The 15,965-nt window shown below is 68.7% G+C and carries 13 protein-coding genes; 3 read left to right on the top strand and 10 right to left on the bottom strand.

What is annotated here, in order from left to right:
* Nucleotides 1-92: 92 nt before the first annotated feature.
* The 7 genes from DID98_RS15675 to DID98_RS15645 all read right to left on the bottom strand — a co-directional run bounded on the left by DID98_RS15675 (nucleotide 93) and on the right by DID98_RS15645 (nucleotide 8,541).
* A complete protein-coding gene (locus DID98_RS15675; protein ID WP_124521473.1) occupies nucleotides 93-1,283 on the bottom strand; it encodes an efflux RND transporter periplasmic adaptor subunit in 1,191 nt (396 codons plus the stop codon).
* Complete coding sequence (locus tag DID98_RS15670) at nucleotides 1,283-3,160, bottom strand: efflux transporter outer membrane subunit (RefSeq protein WP_124521471.1); 1,878 nt, start codon at nucleotides 3,158-3,160, stop codon at nucleotides 1,283-1,285. The genes DID98_RS15675 and DID98_RS15670 overlap by 1 nt, the downstream gene beginning before the upstream one ends.
* An 8-nt stretch (nucleotides 3,161-3,168) precedes the next feature.
* Complete coding sequence (locus tag DID98_RS15665) at nucleotides 3,169-4,107, bottom strand: glycosyltransferase family 2 protein (protein ID WP_124521469.1); 939 nt, start codon at nucleotides 4,105-4,107, stop codon at nucleotides 3,169-3,171.
* 10 nt (nucleotides 4,108-4,117) lie between these two features.
* Nucleotides 4,118-5,704 (bottom strand): DHA2 family efflux MFS transporter permease subunit, encoded by a 1,587-nt coding sequence (locus tag DID98_RS15660; protein WP_124521467.1) that lies wholly within the window; start codon nucleotides 5,702-5,704, stop codon nucleotides 4,118-4,120.
* Nucleotides 5,701-6,984, bottom strand: coding sequence for a glycosyltransferase (locus DID98_RS15655; protein WP_124521465.1), 1,284 nt, complete (start codon nucleotides 6,982-6,984; stop codon nucleotides 5,701-5,703). The genes DID98_RS15660 and DID98_RS15655 overlap by 4 nt, the downstream gene beginning before the upstream one ends.
* 17 nt (nucleotides 6,985-7,001) lie before the next feature.
* Nucleotides 7,002-7,571: an isoprenylcysteine carboxylmethyltransferase family protein gene (locus DID98_RS15650; RefSeq protein ID WP_124485138.1), complete on the bottom strand. Its 570-nt coding sequence runs from the start codon at nucleotides 7,569-7,571 to the stop codon at nucleotides 7,002-7,004.
* Between the two features lie 67 nt (nucleotides 7,572-7,638).
* Nucleotides 7,639-8,541, bottom strand: coding sequence for an alpha/beta fold hydrolase (locus tag DID98_RS15645; protein WP_124485137.1), 903 nt, complete (start codon nucleotides 8,539-8,541; stop codon nucleotides 7,639-7,641).
* Between the two features lie 719 nt (nucleotides 8,542-9,260).
* On the opposite strand from DID98_RS15645, the gene betI reads away from it, so the two are divergent.
* Genes betI through betA form a run of 3 tightly spaced genes read left to right on the top strand, consistent with a single transcriptional unit; the run spans nucleotide 9,261 to nucleotide 13,070 of the window.
* Nucleotides 9,261-9,845: a transcriptional regulator BetI gene (betI, locus tag DID98_RS15640; RefSeq protein ID WP_044844376.1), complete on the top strand. Its 585-nt coding sequence runs from the start codon at nucleotides 9,261-9,263 to the stop codon at nucleotides 9,843-9,845.
* 32 nt (nucleotides 9,846-9,877) lie between these two features.
* Nucleotides 9,878-11,347, top strand: coding sequence for a betaine-aldehyde dehydrogenase (gene betB / locus DID98_RS15635; protein ID WP_044844377.1), 1,470 nt, complete (start codon nucleotides 9,878-9,880; stop codon nucleotides 11,345-11,347).
* A 22-nt stretch (nucleotides 11,348-11,369) separates the two neighbouring features.
* On the top strand, nucleotides 11,370-13,070 hold the full coding sequence (betA, locus tag DID98_RS15630) for a choline dehydrogenase (RefSeq protein ID WP_044844378.1): 1,701 nt from the start codon (nucleotides 11,370-11,372) through the stop codon (nucleotides 13,068-13,070).
* Between the two features lie 77 nt (nucleotides 13,071-13,147).
* On the opposite strand, the gene DID98_RS15625 is transcribed toward betA, so the two are convergent.
* The 3 genes from DID98_RS15625 to DID98_RS15615 all read right to left on the bottom strand — a co-directional run bounded on the left by DID98_RS15625 (nucleotide 13,148) and on the right by DID98_RS15615 (nucleotide 15,953).
* A complete protein-coding gene (locus tag DID98_RS15625) occupies nucleotides 13,148-14,278 on the bottom strand; it encodes a hypothetical protein (RefSeq protein ID WP_124521463.1) in 1,131 nt (376 codons plus the stop codon).
* 223 nt (nucleotides 14,279-14,501) lie between these two features.
* Nucleotides 14,502-15,005 (bottom strand): hypothetical protein, encoded by a 504-nt coding sequence (locus DID98_RS15620; protein WP_044844380.1) that lies wholly within the window; start codon nucleotides 15,003-15,005, stop codon nucleotides 14,502-14,504.
* 123 nt (nucleotides 15,006-15,128) lie between these two features.
* Nucleotides 15,129-15,953, bottom strand: coding sequence for an OmpW family protein (locus tag DID98_RS15615; protein WP_124485133.1), 825 nt, complete (start codon nucleotides 15,951-15,953; stop codon nucleotides 15,129-15,131).
* Nucleotides 15,954-15,965: the final 12 nt, after the last annotated feature.

The following is a 15,965-nucleotide window of genomic DNA, read 5'->3' as shown; positions in this document are numbered from 1 at the left end:
GGGCGCGTTGGTCGGATGCACCGGTCACCCGCCCCCGCCATCTGTCACCCGGATTGGTTCGTGTGTTTTCTGCGTGCGCCGGCGTAGGAAACTCACCCGCCCTGATTCTCGCGGACGATCGCGGCAGCAGCCGCTTCCGCGTCGCTCGCGACACCGTCGTGCACGCGCGTGCTGACGGCCGGCGTCGGCGGTTCGCTGTCGAGCGCATGGCCGTCGCGGTTGCGCGTATCGACCGTCGCGCGCATCGAAAGCCCGACCCGCAGCGGATGCGCGGCCAGATCGCGGGGATCGAGCGCGATCACGACCGGCACGCGCTGCACGACCTTGATCCAGTTGCCGGCCGCGTTCTGCGACGGCAGCATCGAGAACGCGCTGCCGGTGCCGGCCGAGAAGCCCTGCACGCGGCCGCGATAGACGACGCGCGACCCGTACAGGTCCGACACCACGTCGACCGGCTGGCCGACGCGCATGTGGCGGATCTGCCCTTCCTTGAAATTCGCCTCGATCCACAGCCGGTTCAACTGCACGATCGACATCAGCGGCACGCCGGGCCCGACTTGCTGGCCCGCCTGCACCGAACGCTGGCCGACCGTGCCGTCGACCGGCGCGATGATCGTCGTGCGCTTCAGGTTCCGGTACGCGAGCTTGAACTGCGCCGCGGCCTGCACGACTGCCGGGCTCTCGTCCACCGGCAGCTTGCTGCCGAGCGCCCGCGCGGCGTCGAGCTGCGCCTGCGCGGCCGCGAGGTTCGCCTGGGCGCCGGCGACGGCCGCGCGGGCGCGCGCCAGCTCCTCCGGCGCGACGATCTCGACCGACGCGCCCGAACGCGCGGCAAGCGCGCGCTGCGCGAGCGACAGGTCGGCCTGGCGCGCGCTCACGGCTGCCACGTACATCGTGTTCGAGATCTTCGCGTTCGCGACCTGCCGCACGGCCTGCGCGAGCTGCGCCTTCGCCTGCGCGAACGCGACGGACGCTTCCGTGTCGTCGAGCCGCACGAGCGTCTGCCCGGCGCGCACGGGCTGCGTATCGGCGACCAGCACGTCGGTCACGGCGCCCGGAATCTGTGCAGCGACCTGCACGATGCTGCCGGCGACGTACGCGTCGTCGGTATCCTCGTAATAGCGGTCGCGTAGCAGCCAGAACGCGATCCAGACGAGCGCGGCGAGCATCACGATCGCGAAGAACAGCATGAAGCGCTTGCGACGCGTCGCGCGGCGCGCGTCGAGTGCGGGGTCGTTCAGAGTGGCCGGCTGCGCCGCGGTGTGAAGGTTGTCGTGGTGCATCAGTCGCTTTGCGTAACGATCAGGCGGTCATGCTGGAACACGGGGAGCGCGGACGCGCGCGTGTCGGCGGCAACGGTGGGGGGCGCGCGGCGCGAGCCGACGCCGACGCTCGTGCTGGTATTTGCGCTGGCGCTCGTACTCGCGCCGGTACTCACACTCACATTCGCGGCATCGACAGCCGGACTACGCGGCGCGACCGACACCGCCGGCGGATCGATCCGCGCGGCACGCGGCGCGGCGCCGCTACCTGACACCGCCGCGCGCCGCACTTGCGCGCTGGTGTCCGCCGAGCTACCGCGGGCAGCGGCGTTCACCGTCGCGCCGCGTTTCGTCCGCGCGCCTTGCGCGGTACGCGCCGCGGGCATCGCCGCACCCGCAGTCGTTGCGCTCGCATCGAACCCGCCGCCGAGCGCGCCGACCAGCCCGACGCGCAGCGTCCGCTGCCGCCCGAGCAGCGCGATCAGCTGCGCGCGTTCGTCGATCAGCGTGAGGTCCGCGACATCGACATCCTTCTGCATCAACACGCCGCGCCGATGGCGATCAGCCGCGATCTGCACGATCTTCTGCGCGGCGGCGACGGCATCCTGCTGCTGCATGACGAGCGTCTGCGCGGTCTGCAGCGACGTGACGATTTGCGCGACCTGCCCGAGCGCGTCGTCGACGGTCTTGTTGTACAGCCCGATCGCGACGTCGGCCTGCGCGACGTCCGCGCCGAGCTTCGCCTTCAGCCGGCCGCGATCGAACACCGGCAGCGAGATCGCCGGGCCGACGGAGCCGGCGAGCGAATCGCGCGAGAACAGCGACGCGGGCGTCAGCGCGAACACGCCGCCGAGCGCGACGAGGTTCACGTCCGGATAGAACTGCGCGCGCGTCGAATCGGCATTCGCGAACGCGGCTTCGACGCGCAGCCGCGCGGCGACGATGTCGGGCCGGCGGCCGAGCAGATCGGCCGGCAGCCGCGCGGGCAGCGCGCCGCCGGGGAATGCGCCGACGCGCGGCCGCTGCAACGCGAGCCCGCGCTCCGGCCCGCGGCCGGACAGCACGCCCAGCTGCAATTGCGCGAGCTTGATCTGTTCGTCGTTCAGCGCGATCTGTGCGAGCAGGCGGCTGCGCTTGATCGACGCGTCGCTCGCGTCGTACGCATTGTCGAGGCCGCGCGCGGTGCGCTCGCGCAGCACGGCCGTCACGCGCTGGCTGATCTTCAGCTTCTGCTGCAGCAGGTCGCGCACCGCGTACGCCTCATCGAGCTGGCAATACACGGTGACGATCGCGACCGCGAGCGTGAGCCGCACCTGCTCGGCCTCGACACCGGCCGCGTCGCGCAGCGACATCAGGCTCTTCGTCGCCGCGCGGTTCTTGCCCCACAGGTCGAGCTGGTAGTTCAGCCCGACGAACACCGACGACGGCGACACGACCGGATCGCCGAAGATCTCGACCGGCACGCGATAACCGCCCGCCGTCACGTCGGCGATGTCGCCCGGCTTCGGCATCCGCGCGCGGCTGACCGTCGCGCCGGCCGTGCCGGTCAAGCCCGTCAGCGAATCGAACTGCTGAAGCTGCGACTGCGCGATCCGCAGCCGCGCCTGCGCGACCTGCAGATCCGGATTGTTCTGCGATGCCTCCACGACCAGTTCGTCGAGCTGCGGATCCTGCAGCTGCTTCACCCAGTCGGGCGCGGGCCATGCGCCATCCGCGCCGGGCCCCGCGGTGCGAGCGAGCGCGTCGCCGGCCGGTGAGCGCAGCGACAGCGACGGCAGGAACCCCGACGGCACGCAGCCGCCCAGCGCCAGCAGCGCGGCGGCCGCGACGATCGCCCAGCCGCCCTCCCCGCGCCGCGCCGGCCGAGCGGCTCGCGCCGCTTTCATGATGCGTTCCATCGCCGCCCTCACCCCTGCTGGACGCGCCGCGCGCGCGCGGCGAGACGCGGCCGCGTGCGCTCGAGCGGACCGAGCCGCCCGAACAGGCCGTCGGCGATGCCGAACGCGATGCCCGCGAGCTTGGCGCGCTTGTCGCGCTCGACGAGCGCGATCTGCACGACCTGCCACACGGTCAGCAGGTTCGGCACGATCGCCACCGGAAAGCGCAACCCGTACTGCATCCCGAGCTGCACCGCATTGCGTGCGCTGTAGTAGCGCCGTTGCCACGAGTGATTCATCGACGTCATTTCGAAAGGGCCGAACGCGTGCCGCTGCTTCGCGCCGATCCGGTGCGGCAGCACCAGCGACGGCACGACGTAGAGCGGCACGTTGCGCGCAAGCGCGCGGAAGCTGTACTCGGTATCGACGTGATCGATGAACAGCGTCTCGTCGAAGCGGCCGAGCACCTCGAACGCGGCGCGCGACACGACGCAGCCCGACGAGATCAGGAACGCGCAGCGTTGCGGCGGCGCGTCGGGCGCGAGATGCAGCCGGCGCAACGCGATCCCGTCGGTCGCGAGTTCGGGCAGGAAGCTGCGCGCGTTCTCGTCGAAGATGCGCGGGCCGGCCAGGAACGCGCGCCCCGCGAGCCCCGTGCAGGCGTCGCGCATCGTCGCGAAGTAACGGGCCGGCACCGACGAATCCTGGTCGAACAGCGCGACCGCGTCGACGTCGTCGCGAAACAGCGCCGCGAGCCCCGCGTTGTAGGCGCCCGCGATTCCGCCGCGATTGCCGTGATGCAGCAGCGCGATGCCGTCGCGCGCGCACACGTCGCGAGCGCGCGCATCGGGCTGCGGCGTGTTGTCGACGACCAGCAGCGCGTCGCACGCGTGCCGCCACGCGCCGAGCGCCGCGAGCTGCGCGTCGCTCGGGTGATACAGGATCACGAGTGCGCCGAGTGTCGTCATGCCGCTCTCCTCAATGTCCGAACGAAGCGGCCGCGCCGCGCTTCGGCCGCGTGAGCCACATCATCGCGGCGAGCATGAGGCACGTCATGCTCGCCATCCAGAACATGTCGCCCGTCGCCATCATGTACGCCTGCTGCATCACGACCTGGTGCAGCGTGGACAGCTCGCGCACGCCGTCCACGCCCATCGCGTTCAGCGTGTGCACGAAGCGCTGCGTGTTCGCCGACGCGTGCGTGACCGATTGCGACACGACGTCGTAGTGATAGGTCGCGCGGTTGTCCCACAGCGTCACGCTCATCGCGGTGCCGAATGCGGCGGACAGCGTGCGCAGGAAGTTCGACAGGCTCGACGCGGCCGCGAGCCGGTCGTCCGGGATGCGCGACAGCGTCGCGGCCGTCAGCGGAATGAAGAAACACGGCAGCCCGATACCCTGGATCAACCCGGGCGCGGCGATCTGCACGAACGTCATCTTCAGCGTGAAATGCGCATCCCATGCGAGTACGGCCTCAAATATCAGGAATCCGAACGTCGCAAGCACACGCGCGTCGAAGCGATGCGCGTGCAGGCCGACGAGAATCGAGAACACCAGCGCGAGCACGCCGAGCGACGCGGTGGCGAGCCCCGCGTGGAACGCGTTGTAGCCCATCACCGCCTGCATCCACAGCGGGAACACGACGCCCACCACCGAGAAGCTCATCATCCCGAGCGAGATGATCAGCACGCAGAACGAGAACGTGCGGTCGCGAAACAGGCTGAGGTCGACGACCGGATGCGCGTCGCCCGCCTCCCAGATCAGCAGCGACACGATCGCGAGCCCCGCGACCACCGCGAGCGTGACGATCAGCGGCGAATCGAACCAGCCCTTGTCGTGACCGAGATCGAGCATCGCCTGCAGCGAACCGACGCCGATCACGAGCAGCACGATGCCCGGCACGTCGATCGGGCCGGCCGCGCCGCGCTGCGCGTCGGGGCGCAGCATCGCGGTGCAGACGGCGAACGAGAACAGCCCGATCGGCAAATTGATCAGGAAGATCCACGGCCACGAGAAGCTGTCGACGATCCAGCCACCGACCACCGGCCCGAAGATCGGCGCGAGCAGCACCGTCATCGCCCACAGCGCGAGCGCGACCGTGCGCTTGTCCGGCGGGAACGTGCGCAGCAGGATCGTCTGCGACAGCGGCACCATCGGCCCCGAGCACAGCCCCTGCAGCGCGCGGCAGACCACCAGCACGTGCAGGTCGCGTGCGAGCCCGCACAGCAGCGACGTCAGCGTGAACAGCAGCACCGCGCCGACGAACAGCCGCAGCTCGCCGACGCGCCGCGCGAGCCAGCCGGTCAGCGGCACCGCGATCGCGGCCGCGACCGAATACGAGCTGATCACCCACGTACCCTGGCTATTCGAGACGCCGAGACTGCCGGAGATCGCCGGCACCGCGACGTTCGTCACGGTCGAGTCGAGCACTTCGATGAAGGTGGCGAGCGACAGCGCGAACGTCAGCAGCGCGAGCCGCGCGCCGCGCACCGGCGGCGCGGCGGGTGCGGGTTCGCGTGCATCGACGGCGGCGGGCGCGTCCTGAAGCGGCGCTGCGGTGCTCATGCGCCCGCCGTCGCGAGGTAGGCCTGCACCCGCGCGCGTCCGTGGTTAGGCGCGAAGCGCTCGATGAAATCGGCGGCGCGCTCGCAGCCGTCCGGCGCCCGATCGATCAGCGCACGCGTGCGTTCCGCATGCACCGCGAATTCCGGCTCGTCCAGCACGCGCGCGAGCGCCGCACCGAGACGCGCGCCGTCGACGGGGCCGTCGATACGCACGCCGGCGCCGCTCGCCGCGACGCGCTGCGCATTGTCGAACTGGTCGTGCGCGAACGGCGTCACGACCTGCGGGATCCCGGCTTCGAACGCGAGCGCTGCAGTGCCGATCCCGCCGTGATGCACGAGCGCGCGGCAACGCGGCAGCAGCGCGCGCATCGGCACGAAGCGGCGCACCAGCAGCCGGTCGCCGGCCGGTGCCGCATCGTGCGGGCTCAGCAGGATGCCGCGCGCGCCGGTGGCATGCAGCGCGTCCGCGACCGCGCGCGCATACGCGGCGTGATCGACCCGTGTCGACCCGGCCGTGAACACGACGGGCGGCTCACCGGCCGCGAGGAACGCGTCGAGCGCGCGATCGTCGCCGGGCGTCGCGATGTCGTTGAACAGCGGAAAACCGCTTTGCAGATGACCGGCCGGCCAGTCGCGCTGCGCCGGTGCGAACCAGTCGGGAAACAGGCACAGCACGCCGTCGGTCGAATGCAGCCAGCGGCCGAGCACGCGCCGCGCGGGCGCGAGCCCGAGATCGCGGCGCACCGCGTTGAGCGCCGGCCCGCACACGCGGTCGAGCACCTGCCGCTCGATCAGCGTCATCAGCGCCGCCTTCACCGGCAGCGGCCAGCGCGCGGGAATCGTCAGGCGCGGATGCGTCGGCGGCACGTGCGCGGACAGCAGCGTCGACGGCGACACCTGCACCGACACGTACGGCGTGCCGTGCAGCTCCTGCATGAAGCGCGCGGAAAACGCCCACAGCGTGCCGACCAGCACGGTATCGCGATCGGTCAGCGCGCGCAGCGCGTCGTAGTGCGGGCGCAGCACGGGCGCGATCACCTGCCACAGCGTGCGAAACGACGTGCGCGGATCCCACAGCGCCGGGTTCGCCATCGCGGCCTCGTACTCGGCCGCGGTGCCGACCGGCACGAACGTGAAGCCGCAGCGGCGCGCGGCCGCCTCGAACGGCGGATGCGTGCAGAACACGACGTCGTGGCCGCGCGTCGCGAGTGCGCGCGCGACGCCGAGCAGCGGATGCACGTCGCCCGCCGAGCCGATCGCGGTCACGATCACCTTCGCCATCGCGCGCCTCGCGGGAGTCAGTAGAAGCCGGGGATCAGCGCCGCGACCTCGCGGCGATACTGCGTGTACGCCGGCCCGAAATGGCCGGTCAGCCAGCTCTCCTCGACACGCACCTTGTACGCGAGCGACGCGAACACGAGCGCGACGCCGAGCGCGCCGCGCCACTCGCCGCCGATCAGCGCGGCGCCGGCCAGCGCGATCAGGCAGCCGGTGTAGATCGGATGACGCACGAGGCCGTACGGGCCGGTGCGAACGAGTTCGTGGTTTTCCTTCAGCGTGACGGACACGCTCCAGTTCGTGCCGAGATGCAGCCGCGCCCACACGGAGAACAGCAGCCCCGCGACGAGCACCGCGAGCCCGCATTGCGCCTGCAGGCCGAAGCGCTGCCAGTCGGGCACGAGCGCCTGCCACGACGGATCGGGCAGGATGATCAGCGCGCCGCCGACGATCAGCGGAATCGACTGCAGCGTGCGCGAGCGCGACGCCTCCTTGCGCACGGTCGTCTTCACGGCCTGCGACGTCGCGATCCAGTAGGCGAGCCAGATGGCCCACGGAGCGACGATGGCGATGGTCTGAACGATATTCACGGCTGGCCTGCCTCGTGTGGATGAGAATTCGGATGCACCCGGCGTGCCCGGTGCGCGACGTGCTGCGTCACGACGACAGCGCCGGCATCGGTGCTGGCACGCACGCATGCGCGGCGCCGAGCGCGATGCCCGCGGCAACGGGCGGCGCGTCGCAGAAGTAGTCGAGCAGCGCCGCCCGCGTGGCTTCGCGCTGCGCGCGGCCTTCGATGTCGAGGAAATGGCCGGCGTCGGGAATCGTCGCGAAGCGTGCGCGCGGCACGTGCGCGGCCAGCTGGCGAACGTCGGCCGGCGTCGTGTATTCGTCGCGCTCGCCGTTCAGGAACAGCAGCTCGCAGCCGATGTTCGAGAACTCGCTCAGGTAGCGCTCCGGCTGCAGCGACAGGATCTGGTCGACGTGGAACGCGACCTGGTCCTGCTCGTCACGCGGCAGCCGCGTCAGATACCGGTAGTTGTACAGCTTCATGATGCGCGGCAGGTAGCGGCCGACCGTATCGTTCAGCAGCTGCGCGGCCTTCAGGTTCTCGCCGGCCGCGATGTGGTCGCGGGCGCGCGTCACGTAGTCGACCATCGCGTCGTTCAGGAACGGCGAGAACGAGCAGATCGCCGCGCGCCGCACGCTCGGGCAGCCGCGCGCGAGCGCGAACAGCGACGCGACGCCGCCCCACGATACCGACACGAGGAACGCGGGCGCGAAACGCTCGACCAGATGCTGGAGGATCGCGGCCTCGTCGTCCTTGGTCAGGATGAAGCAACCGGGGTTGTGCTGGCGCGACTGCCCCGCGTACGGCAGGTCGAAGCAGATCGTGTTCATCCGCTCGCCGAGATACTGGACGGTCTGCCCGAACGAGGCGGTCGTCGCGAGCGCGCCGTTGACGAGCATCGCCGTGTCGAACGACGGATCGAACACGTTCCGTTCGACGTAGACCTTCAGACCATTCGGTAGCGGGACCACGTATTTTTCGGTCGGCATCGTCGTTCTCCGGTGGATGCGGCGTCTCGGCGTCGCGGCATGCTGCAGGTGCGCAATGGCGGGCGCCGGCCCTGTCGCGGTCGTTGGCCGCGCCCATTGCCGACGCACCGCGGGAATAACCCGCGGCGCCGATTCATTCCTTGTGGTGCGGCGCCATACTAATACGGGCAATATTACTTACTCAAGTCATTCAAACGATCCCCTCTACTCCACCTGGAAATACGCCAGATTCGAATATTTTTGGCATTTTTTATGGTATGCGGAATCGATCAGAAGGTGGCGGCAATCGTTTGCGAGCGAGCCTTCAATCAATGGCACCACCGAATCATTTCCTTTAAATTCAAATAGATAAAATGTTTTAATCGATCGATTGAAGCGAGTTTTCAGAAATTTCCGTTAGCGGCGCACGGCATTCGAATTCCCGGATTTACGAGAATTTCACATAGCTCGACATTCTTTCGATCAGTAATAAATCGAATACGGAAACATTCGCGGCCATTGCACCGTCTTTACCGAAACCGTTTTAAACAAACTTCAAATTATTTAACCACCTTTCAATCGGTTTTTCCGCACCTGCACAATCGCGGCGGCATCATCGGCTTGGTTCCTCCACCCTTCCATCTACCGTCGGACCCCGATTTTTTATTGATTGAACGGTCAATAAAAAACCGCTAAGCTCTCGGCTTCCAGGAACGGCCCGTCCGGGCGAAGGAGTCGCGATGCCGAAAGTCGGAATGCGGGAGATTCGTCGCGCGCAGTTGATCGACGCGACGCTGCGCTCGATCGACGAAGCCGGCCTGCCCGGCACGACGCTCGCCTCGGTCGCGCAGCGCGCGAACATCTCGACGGGGATCGTCAGCCACTACTTCGGCGACAAGGACGGCCTGCTCGAAGCCACGATGCGGCACGTGCTGCGCGATCTGTGGGCGGCCACCACGCGCCGCCGCGTCGCCGCCCGCAAGGACCCGCGCTCCCGGCTGCGCGCGATCGCCGCCGCGAACTTCGACGTCACGCAGGTCAGCACGCCCGTGATGAAGACCTGGCTCGCGTTCTGGTCGCAGAGCATGCACGACGCGATGCTCAAGCGCCTGCAGCACGTGAACACGCGGCGCCTCCATTCGAACCTGTGCGCGGAATTCGCCAAGGCGCTGCCGCGCGCGAAAGCACGGGAAGCCGCCAGCGGCCTCGCCGCGCTGATCGACGGCCTGTGGCTGCGCGGCGCGCTCGCCGGCGGCCCGATCGACACCCGGGCTGCACTGAAGCTCACCCACGATTACATCGACCTGCTGCTCGCGTCCGACTGACGCGTCGCGCACTCGCCCTCAAGGAGATCCTCATGTCCGTATACGGTTTGCAGCGCCTCTACATCGGCGGCGGTTACGTCGACGCCACCAGCGGCAAGACTTTCGACACCTTCGATCCCGCCACCGGCGAACTGCTCGCGCAGGTGCAGCAGGCGAGCGCGGCCGACGTCGACCGCGCGGTCGCATCGGCGCAGGAAGGCCAGCGCGAATGGGCCGCGATGACCGCGATGCAGCGCTCGCGCATCCTCCGGCGCGCGGTCGACCTGCTGCGCGAACGCAACGACGAACTCGCGGCGATCGAGACGCGCGACACCGGCAAGCCGATCGGCGAGACGCTCGCGGTCGACATCGTCACCGGCGCGGACGTGATCGAGTACTACGCGGGCCTCGCGACCGCGATCGAAGGGCTGCAGGTGCCGCTGCGCGCCGAGTCGTTCGTGTATACGCGCCGCGAGCCGCTCGGCGTGTGCGCGGGCATCGGCGCATGGAACTACCCGATCCAGATCGCCTGCTGGAAGACCGCGCCCGCGCTCGCGGCCGGCAACGCGATGGTGTTCAAGCCGAGCGAAGTCACGCCGCTCACCGCGCTGAAGCTCGCGGAAATCTATACGGAAGCCGGCGTGCCGGCCGGCGTGTTCAACGTCGTGCAGGGCGACGGTTCGGTCGGCGCGCTGCTGACCGGCCATCCGGACATCGCGAAGGTGTCGTTTACCGGCGGCGTCGAGACCGGCAAGAAGGTGATGTCGCTGGCCGGCGCATCGTCGCTGAAGGAAGTGACGATGGAGCTCGGCGGCAAGTCGCCGCTGATCGTGTTCGAGGATGCCGACCTCGACCGCGCCGCCGACATCGCGGTCACCGCCAACTTCTTCAGCTCGGGCCAGGTCTGCACCAACGGCACGCGCGTGTTCGTGCACGGCTCGGTGAAGGACGCGTTCACGCAGAAGGTGCTCGAACGCGTGAAGCGCATCCGCGTCGGCAAGCCGACCGATGCCGACACCAACTTCGGCCCGCTCGTGTCGGCCGCGCAGCTCGACAAGGTGCTCGGCTTCATCGAGAGCGGCAAGGCCGAAGGCGCGAAGCTGCTTGCGGGCGGCACGCGCCTGACCGACGGCCACTTCGGCAACGGCCAGTACGTCGCGCCGACCGTGTTCGGCGACTGCCGCGACGACATGAAGATCGTGCGCGAGGAGATTTTCGGGCCGGTGATGAGCATCCTCGAATTCGCATCGGAAGACGAAGTGATCGCCCGCGCGAACGACACGCACTACGGCCTCGCGGCCGGCGTCGTGACCGAGAACCTGTCGCGCGCGCACCGCACGATCCACCGCCTCGAAGCCGGCATCTGCTGGATCAACACGTGGGGCGAATCGCCGGCCGAGATGCCGGTTGGCGGATACAAGCAATCCGGTGTCGGACGCGAGAACGGCATCACGACGCTCGAACACTACACTCGAATCAAGTCGGTACAGGTCGAGCTCGGCCGTTACAACCCGGTGTTTTGAGAACGAGAGGAGATTCCCCGTCATGACGACACGCGAATACGACTACATCATCTGCGGCGCGGGCTCCGCGGGCAACGTGCTCGCGACGCGCCTGACGGAAGATCCGAATGTCACGGTGCTGCTGCTCGAAGCGGGCGGCCCCGACTACCGCTTCGACTTCCGTACGCAGATGCCGGCGGCGCTCGCCTATCCGCTGCAGGGCCGTCGCTACAACTGGGCCTACGAGACCGACCCCGAGCCGCACATGGACAACCGCCGGATGGAATGCGGCCGCGGCAAGGGGCTCGGCGGCTCGTCGCTGATCAACGGGATGTGCTACATCCGCGGCAACGCGCTCGACTACGACAACTGGTCGACGCACAAGGGGCTCGAGAACTGGACGTATCTCGACTGCCTGCCGTACTTCAAGAAGGCCGAGACGCGTGACGTCGGCCCGAACGATTACCACGGCGGCGACGGCCCCGTGTCGGTCACGACCAGCAAGCCGGGCGTGAATCCGCTGTTCGAGGCGATGGTCGATGCGGGCGTGCAGGCCGGTTATCCGCGCACCGACGACCTGAACGGTTATCAGCAGGAAGGGTTCGGCCCGATGGACCGCACCGTCACGCCGAAGGGCCGTCGCGCGAGCACCGCGCGCGGCTACCTCGACCAGGCGCGCGCGCGGCCGAACCTCGAGATCGTCACGCACGCGCTCGCCGACCGCATCCTGTTCGACGGCAAGCGCGCATCGGGCGTCACGTACCTGCGCGGCAGCGAGCGCGCGACCGCGCATGCGCGCCGCGAAGTGCTCGTGTGCAGCGGCGCGATCGCATCGCCGCAACTGCTGCAGCGCTCGGGCGTCGGCCCCGGCGCGTGGCTGAAGGAACTCGACATCCCCGTCGTGCTCGACCTGCCTGGCGTCGGCCAGAACCTGCAGGATCACCTGGAGATGTACATCCAGTACGAGTGCAAGGAGCCGGTGTCGCTGTATCCGGCGCTCAAGTGGTGGAACCAGCCGAAGATCGGCCTCGAATGGATGCTGAACGGCACCGGCCTCGGCGCGACCAATCACTTCGAGGCGGGCGGCTTCATCCGCACGCGCGACGACGACCTGTGGCCGAACATCCAGTATCACTTCCTGCCCGTCGCGATCAACTACAACGGCTCGAACGCGATCGAGATGCACGGTTTCCAGGCGCACGTCGGTTCGATGCGTTCGCCGAGCCGCGGCCGCGTGAAGCTGCGCTCGCGCGACCCGAACGATCATCCGAGCATCCTGTTCAACTACATGGCCGAAGCGCTCGACTGGCGCGAGTTCCGCGATGCGATCCGCGCGACGCGCGAGATCATGCGGCAGCCCGCGCTCGACCGCTATCGCGGCCGCGAGCTGAACCCGGGCGCCGATTGCAAGACCGACAAGGAACTCGACGCGTTCGTGCGGGCCCGCGCTGAAACCGCGTTCCATCCGTCGTGCTCGTGCAAGATGGGTTACGACGACATGGCCGTGGTCGACGAGGAAGGCCGCGTGCACGGGCTCGACGGGCTGCGCGTGGTCGACGCGTCGATCATGCCGATCATCACGACCGGCAACCTGAACGCGCCGACGATCATGATCGCGGAGAAGATCGCCGACAAGATCCGCGGACGCAAGCCGCTCGCGCGTGTCGACGTGCCTTACTTCGTCGCGAACGGCGCGATGGCGCGCAATGTCGCGAAGGCGGTGCGGCAGCCGGAAACGGCGTAACCGCGCAAGCACCCTCCCCGGGGCGCAGCAGCAACCTGCACGGCTCGCGGTGTTTTCACCGCGAGCCGTTTTTCATTTCATCGGGCGCGCTCGCCGCCCGTATTGAATCGCGTGGTCGCAGCCGCCCTCAGCCGCACGCGTTTCGCGCGCACGATCGGATTCGTTCGCGACGTCAGGCTCATCGCGCCGCGCAAGCGATCGAACGCGACATTCTCCGTCGGTCCGAAGCGGCCGACCGCCGGCCACGCGAGCGCTTCATCGAGCCACGTCCGCCACGCGTCGCCGTGAAAGCGGCGCGCGAATTTGCGCACGATACCCGGCGCCGCGATCACGATGCCCGCCAGCAGGTAATACGCCCAGAAGCTGCCCGCGCCGACGAGCCGGTCGAGCCGGCATACGGACACCGCCGCGAGCAGACCGTCCATCGACGCGAGATCGGTGCGCCGTTCGCGAATCGCGCGCGCAACGAGGTTGTGCCGACCGCCGTACGCAGCGAAGGACACCCCGTTGCCGGCGGCAAGCTCCGCGCAGAACATCGCGAGCGCGGCCATCTCGTCGACGCGCGCGGCATCGTCGCGCGGCCCGCAGACGCGCAGCACGATCGCGTCGATGATCGCCCCGGGCTGCGCCGACGGCGCCACGCAAGCTGCCGCGACGGCCGCGCGTCGTTCTCTCAGGTTCTTCACGGGCGGTGCTTCGCCGTTCGCGGATGGTTCCCGTACTTCGTGCTCGCCGCCATCGTCACCGCCGGGTTCGACACCGCCGGCAATCCGCTCGAGCGCGGCCCAGCCGTCGTCGGGATCGTCGAAAGCCCATGCATCGACGAAGCCGTGCGCCGAATCGAATACCGCGCGCGATCCGCGGCAGCGTCGCTCGGCATGCGCGAGCTGTGCCGTGTCGGGAATGTGCAGGCAGGCACCGAGCGGATCGCTCGCGTCGCACGCGCAACCGCCGCCGTCCGTTGCAATCCACGGCGCGAGTTCGTGCAGGACGGCGATCGCTTCGCGCGACAGGTTCACGCCGGCTCGCCCGCGGGCCGCGCGCGCCGGCAGGACAGCCGGTGCGTCGGCGCCAGCGTCGGCGTCGGCCGTCGCCACGCAAACCGCTTCGTTCAGGTGTTCGATCAGATACTGCAGCCACGCGGCCGTGCGCAGCCGGTCGAGCGTCGCACCGCGGGCATCGCCATACTTCGCTGGGTCAGTAAGCATGGGGGGTCCGGAATGGTTGTCTTGTATCGGCCGAAGCAGGCGGCACGATGCGCCGCACCGGCCCCCTGCACGGCCGCCCGCCTCGGATCGCGAGGCAGGCGGCCCGCCGGCCGTCGCGCCGCTACGCGCGACGACGCGGATGCATCGCGAAACCGGAACGCCCGCCGCGCATCCCTGCACGGCCCTCATTCATCGCGGGCGTCCGGCCTCGATCAGGTGCCGCTTACTGCACGTGGAACTTCGGCGACGTGGCAACCGTGCCGCTGACCGTGCAGTCCGGCGTCAGCACTGCGTTGTTGAACGTCAGCGACGAGTTCGGATCGCTCCACGTCGTCACGATCTTGCTCGGCCCGCAAGTACCGAGCAGCGTCACGGTCACCTTCGCGTTGTTGATCGTCAGTTGCGTCGTGCTGTCGGCCTGCCCCGTCCACGGCGCCGCGCTGGTCGCGCTGCCGCTGATCAGGCCGCACGTCGCGCCGCCCGCGAACGTCGTCGACGTGATGTTGACGATGCCCGTCGAGCTGATCGTGCCGTTGAACGTCGCGTTGCAGCTCGCGTTGATCGCCCCCTTGGCCAGGACCGTGAGGCCCGTCGCGGAGAACGGTTCCCCGTTCGGGTTCATCGCGTGCCCGTCGACGCGCGAAACGGTCACGGCGAAAGCAGGCGCGGCCGAAACCACGGTGAATGCCACTGCAGCAACAAGCGATACGAGTTTGCGAATGCTCATTTGAACTGCCCCCTCTCTCTTCACAATTGGCGGCACGCCGCCAGGAACGCGACACGCCGGCCGGATTCGCCCGGCCGCGCGGTCGCAGGAAGCCGCCGGCGTGCGCGATGCACGCCGGACGGCTCAGAACCTGTAGGAAACACCGACGAACGTGATCAGCGGGTCCGCCTTCAGCCGCGTGCGCGTGGTCGCGAGCGTCGAACCGTCGGCGGCCTTGATCACGAGCGACGAGTAGGTCTTCAGCGGCATGTAGGTCAGCGTCGCCGTGAGCCCCCAGTGCTTGTCGATCGCATAGCTCGCGCCGACGTTGTAGACCGGCGTGAACGACGACGACGCCTTGCCCTCCACCGACGTCGGCCCCGGCTTGCCGGCGCCGGCCGCGAGCACGCTGCCGAGGTTCTCGTTGATGTCCTTCGCGAAGTTGCCGTTCAGTTCGATGTTGCTGAACCAGCTGTAGGCCACGCCGATCCCGACGAACGGACGGAACTTCGCGGTCGGTGCATTGAAGTAGTACTGCAGAATGATCGTCGGGCTCCATTGCCGTGCGTTCTTCACGGCCGGCTGGTTCGCCGGCTTGTCCATGTCGACGTTGCCGAGCGAACCGGCCGGACCGGGCGGCCTGATCACGCCGTGCCCGGTCAGCGTGAACTCGGGCGGCACGCCGAGCACCGACGTCACCGCGATGTGGTCGGTGAAGAAGTGCGTGAGCGTGAGGCCGACCGTATCGGCGTTGTTGACCGTCAGGCTCGTGCCCGGCGACGTGAACGAACCGGGCAGCCGCAGCGGCCCGTTGATCGGCATGCTCGCGAGATTCGTCGTCAGCCCGTTGGTCGAATCCTGCGGCATGATGTGCAACCAGCCCAGCGTCGCGACGTTGTCGCCCGCCTGCTGGGCCGATGCGAGCGTCGACACGCCTGCGACGACACCCGCGACAATCAGCTTCTTCATCAAGTCTCCCCT

This window comes from Burkholderia sp. Bp8984 (assembly GCF_003853755.1).
Lineage (GTDB): Bacteria > Pseudomonadota > Gammaproteobacteria > Burkholderiales > Burkholderiaceae > Burkholderia.
This window is presented reverse-complemented; position numbering and strand designations above follow the sequence as displayed.

Bases quoted from the DNA above. Each gene is read 5' to 3' on its own strand.
- DID98_RS15675 (WP_124521473.1), bottom strand. From the start codon at position 1,283: ATGCACCACGACAACCTTCACACCGCGGCGCAGCCGGCCACTCTGAAC.
- DID98_RS15670 (WP_124521471.1), bottom strand. From the start codon at position 3,160: ATGGAACGCATCATGAAAGCGGCGCGAGCCGCTCGGCCGGCGCGGCGC.
- DID98_RS15665 (WP_124521469.1), bottom strand. From the start codon at position 4,107: ATGACGACACTCGGCGCACTCGTGATCCTGTATCACCCGAGCGACGCG.
- DID98_RS15660 (WP_124521467.1), bottom strand. From the start codon at position 5,704: ATGAGCACCGCAGCGCCGCTTCAGGACGCGCCCGCCGCCGTCGATGCA.
- DID98_RS15655 (WP_124521465.1), bottom strand. From the start codon at position 6,984: ATGGCGAAGGTGATCGTGACCGCGATCGGCTCGGCGGGCGACGTGCAT.
- DID98_RS15645 (WP_124485137.1), bottom strand. From the start codon at position 8,541: ATGCCGACCGAAAAATACGTGGTCCCGCTACCGAATGGTCTGAAGGTC.
- betI (WP_044844376.1), top strand. From the start codon at position 9,261: ATGCCGAAAGTCGGAATGCGGGAGATTCGTCGCGCGCAGTTGATCGAC.
- betB (WP_044844377.1), top strand. From the start codon at position 9,878: ATGTCCGTATACGGTTTGCAGCGCCTCTACATCGGCGGCGGTTACGTC.
- betA (WP_044844378.1), top strand. From the start codon at position 11,370: ATGACGACACGCGAATACGACTACATCATCTGCGGCGCGGGCTCCGCG.
- DID98_RS15625 (WP_124521463.1), bottom strand. From the start codon at position 14,278: ATGCTTACTGACCCAGCGAAGTATGGCGATGCCCGCGGTGCGACGCTC.
- DID98_RS15620 (WP_044844380.1), bottom strand. From the start codon at position 15,005: ATGAGCATTCGCAAACTCGTATCGCTTGTTGCTGCAGTGGCATTCACC.
- DID98_RS15615 (WP_124485133.1), bottom strand. From the start codon at position 15,953: ATGAAGAAGCTGATTGTCGCGGGTGTCGTCGCAGGCGTGTCGACGCTC.